Annotated in this window: 3 protein-coding genes and 1 pseudogene; 2 read left to right on the top strand and 2 right to left on the bottom strand. The window is 60.3% G+C overall.

Features of this window, described 5'->3' with window-relative positions:
- The coding region (locus tag JOY90_RS09745; protein ID WP_291690924.1) for a molybdopterin cofactor-binding domain-containing protein at positions 1 to 1,318 on the top strand (1,318 nt) is incomplete at its 5' end.
- 33 nt (positions 1,319 to 1,351) lie between these two features.
- Here the strand turns inward: JOY90_RS09745 and JOY90_RS09740 are convergent.
- Positions 1,352 to 2,503 (bottom strand): zinc-binding dehydrogenase, encoded by a 1,152-nt coding sequence (locus JOY90_RS09740; RefSeq protein ID WP_291690923.1) that lies wholly within the window; start codon positions 2,501 to 2,503, stop codon positions 1,352 to 1,354.
- Between the two features lie 104 nt (positions 2,504 to 2,607).
- Positions 2,608 to 3,039: an NAD-binding protein gene (locus JOY90_RS09735; RefSeq protein ID WP_291690925.1), complete on the bottom strand. Its 432-nt coding sequence runs from the start codon at positions 3,037 to 3,039 to the stop codon at positions 2,608 to 2,610.
- A gap of 291 nt (positions 3,040 to 3,330) precedes the next feature.
- Between JOY90_RS09735 and JOY90_RS09730 the strand changes: the two are divergent.
- A pseudogene (locus JOY90_RS09730) lies at positions 3,331 to 3,794 on the top strand (PhnD/SsuA/transferrin family substrate-binding protein); the annotation flags it as partial.

Below are 3,794 nucleotides of genomic sequence, written 5' to 3'. Positions count from 1 at the left end.
GAACTATCGCGCCCGCACCCGCGTCGTATTCCAGAACAAGAACGTGATGTGCCAATACCGCGCGGTAGGTCACCCGATCGCGTGTTCGATGACCGAGGGCTTGATCGACCTCGCTGCGGCCAGGATCGGAATCGACCCGGTGGAGATACGCCGCCGCAATCTCATTCCCGACGATGCGTATCCTTGTGCGTCACCGTCCGGCATGAAGTTCGAACGATTGTCGCACCATGCTTCACTCGCAAAGCTCGTCGAGATGATGGACTACGACGGCTTGCGGGTCGAACAGATCGAATTGCGCAAGCGAAATATTCATCGCGGTATCGGGATCGCGAGTTTCATCGAGGTTACCAATCCAAGCGCTGCATTTTATGGCGTGGGTGGCGCAAAGATATCTTCGCAGGACGGTGCCGCGGTTCGACTGGATGCCCAGGGCGCGGTAATCTGCCACGCCAGCATCACCGAACAAGGGCAGGGTTCGGAGTCGCTGATTGCTCAGATCGTCGGCAGTGTCGTTGGCGTGCCAATGGATCGTGTCCGCGTCATGTTGGGTGACACCGACAATACGCCCTATGGCGGAGGAACCTGGGCCTCGCGTGGCGCTGGAATCGGGGGCGAGGCGGCGCTACAGGCCGCCAAGATCCTGCGCAAGAACATTCTGGACGTCGCGGGAGCGATCCTGCAATCCGCTGCCGACGAACTCGACATCATCGATGGCAATATCGTCAATGCTCAGGACAGTATCGTACGTATCGAGTTGAGGGAGCTGGCCCGTATCGTCTATTTCCGGCCCGACACGCTGCCGCCCGGCGTTCAGCCCGAATTGATGGCAACGCGTCACTTCGTGCCGCGAGAATATCCCTTTGCTTTCACCAACGGAATTCAGGCCTCGTGGCTCGAGGTCGACATCGAGACCGGTCTCATCAAGCTATTGAAGCACTGGGTGGTTGAGGACTGCGGCACCATCATCAATCCGCAACTGGTCGACGAGCAGATCAGGGGCGGTGTCGTGCAGGGGTTGGGCGCCGCGCTGTTCGAGAAATGCATTTACGATGAGCGGGGCCAGCTCATCAACGCGAACATGGCTGACTACCTGGTACCGATGTCCGGTGAAATGCCGGACATCGATATTGGTCATGTCGTGTCGCCGACGCTGGAAAGCGAGCTTGGTGCGAAGGGTGCCGGCGAGGCAGGGACCGCCGGGGCCGCGGCGGCCGTAGCCAACGCCGTCAACGACGCCCTCCGGCCATTGGGCGCCGCGGTGATCACCGAGATTCCGCTGACGCCGGAGCTCGTCCTGAGGGCCCTGCGGCACATCTGAGCAGGGCCGTTGCCGGCGGGCAGGTGGGACCTGCTACTCTGCCGCGCTTGAAATCGCGCCAGCTTGCCGATTTGTCACGACCACCTTGATTGCATCTTCGATCCGTTCCCTTGCATATCGCAGCGCGATCGGCAGATCCGCGAGGGGGAAGGTGTGGGTGTGAATCCTGGTCGCGTCGAACCGCTTCTCTGCCATCAACTCCATCGCGCGGTGGGTCGCGCTCTTGCCTTCGCCGCGGATACCATAGACATAGATGTTGTTGCGCACGACATGCGCGATATCCGTCATGACCCGCTCGTGCGGGAATGCGGCGAGGCAAATCTTGCCGCCACGATTGGTCATGTGGATGGCCTGATCGATGGTCTGTTCGCTGCCGGCACATTCGATCACGTAGTCAGCTCCTATTCCACCGGTGAGCTGCTTGACGACGTCGACCGGATTTTCCCTCGTTACGTTGATGACGCGGTCAGCTCCCAATTCCTTGCCGATCGCTAGCCGCTTATCGCGCGTTCCCGTCAATACCACGGGGCCAGCGCCGAGAGCTTTCGCAACCGCTACCGCGAGGAGCCCGATCGGTCCTGGACCAATAACCACGACACTTTCGCCGGCAACCAGGCCACCGAGCTCGGTCAAGCCATACATCGACGTTCCGGCAGTGACGACGAGGGTGGCCTCCGGATCGCTCATGGTGTCGGGCACGCGTATCAGTGTGTTGATATGGTTGACCGCGTATTCCGCAAAGCCGCCATCGGTCGAAAAGCCATTGGCACGATGGCCCTTCTCGGGTTTGCCGTAGTTGAGGCATGAGGTGTACATGCCCTGCCGGCATCGCTTGCATTGGTTGCACCCCGCATGGATTTCGACCGTCACGCGCTCGCCGATCTTGAACTCATCCACGTTGAATCCCAGCGCCGCGACGGTGCCCATGTATTCGTGGCCAGGCGTGAAGTTCTTGTTGAAGGGAAGGCCGCCCTGGATGCTGGCCGGCGATCCCCGATGGATGATTTCCAGATCGGTCGCGCAGATCGCGACCGCATCGACCCGGACCAGAACCTCGGCACGTTTGGGCACCGGCGTTGGCTTATCGCGCAGCAGCAGCTCATCGGGGCCACCGAGCACCCAAGCCCTCATCTGCTGGGGAACATGAAGTGCGGAAGAGGTCGTAACACCCTGAGGATCATACATGGCCGCGTTTCCTGGTCTTCTGTCGTTCAGAGATTCCTGTTTGCCGCACATCCGCAATCGGTTTCTCGGCAAAGTTCGTTGTATTCATACCACTGGATTGCGATTCAATCAGATCGATTTTGACCAATCATTGACGCCGATGGTTTATAGATCTCCAGCGCATCGACATCGGCGCCCCGTGCCGCCTTGGCCAATCGGAAGATTTGCCCGGCGAGGCTTGCCATCGGAATCGGGGTTGATGTGTCGTGCGCGACCGCGGCGACGGTGTCCAGATCCTTGAGCATGGTTGCAACATGCCCTAGCGGCGGCAAGTGAATCCCCTGGACCATGCGAGGCACGAACAGCTGCAACGGGATGGAATCGGCAAATCCACCGGCCAACGCTTCCGGTAGTCGATGAGCGTCGATGCCAGCGTTGACGGCGAGCCGGGTTGCTTCTGCAAGCACAGCCATGGTGCAGCCGACGATCACCTGGTTGCACAGTTTCGTGGTCTGCCCCGCTCCCGTCAGCCCCATATGTGTGAGCCGCCGCGCCATCGCCAGCACATAGGGCTCGATCCGCTGAATGTCGGCGGCATCGCCCCGGCCTTGAGCAGCCGCCGTGTCATGGGTAATCCCATCATTCCGAGCCCGAGATAGCCGAGCTTTTCATTGTTCGGCGCGGCGGCCATTGTCTACCCTACTGCGCTTGTCCGGTCTTCGGACTATTCCAGTCGCCGCCGGATCAGGCAAATCCTACGGGCAGCCAACAGCTTGCCTGATTGTTTGAACCATGAAAGGTTTAGGCCGCAGGTCACGCTGGCGCCGATCATAGGTGGAGGGGGCACAATGCGGACGGTTTTGAAGTGGATTTGGACGGCGGGCACCGTGGTCACCGTCCTGGGAAGTCTGAGTGCGTCACAGGCACAGCAGACCATTCGGGTCGGCTGGACCATTCCGGCTGAGGAATCGAAGTACTGGATGATGCGCAGGCCGCAGGAATTCCCCGATCTCGGCAAGACCTACAATATCGAATGGACGCAATTCCAGGGCACGGCGCCGATGACGCAGGCACTGGCGGCCGGGGCGCTCGATTGTGCCACCCAGGCGCCCCTGTCGCTCGCCAATGGCGTCGTTGGTGGCAACCTGAAGGCCTATATCGTCGCGCAACATGTGTTCGAGAAGCCCGGCGGCTTCTCGGTCTATTGGGCTGTCATGGATGATTCGCCGATCAAGACCATTGCTGATCTCAAGGGCAAAACCGTTGGCATCTCCGTGATCGGCGGTGGCACGCAGGGACCCTTCAACATGTT

The organism is Bradyrhizobium sp. (genome assembly GCF_019242285.1).
GTDB lineage: Bacteria > Pseudomonadota > Alphaproteobacteria > Rhizobiales > Xanthobacteraceae > Bradyrhizobium.
Note: the sequence above shows the minus strand (reverse complement) of the source record. Positions and strands in the feature narration are given on the sequence as shown.

Excerpts from the sequence above, each read along its gene's own strand:
- JOY90_RS09740 (WP_291690923.1), bottom strand. The coding sequence starts at position 2,503 with ATGTATGATCCTCAGGGTGTTACGACCTCTTCCGCACTTCATGTTCCC.
- JOY90_RS09735 (WP_291690925.1), bottom strand. The coding sequence starts at position 3,039 with ATGGCGCGGCGGCTCACACATATGGGGCTGACGGGAGCGGGGCAGACC.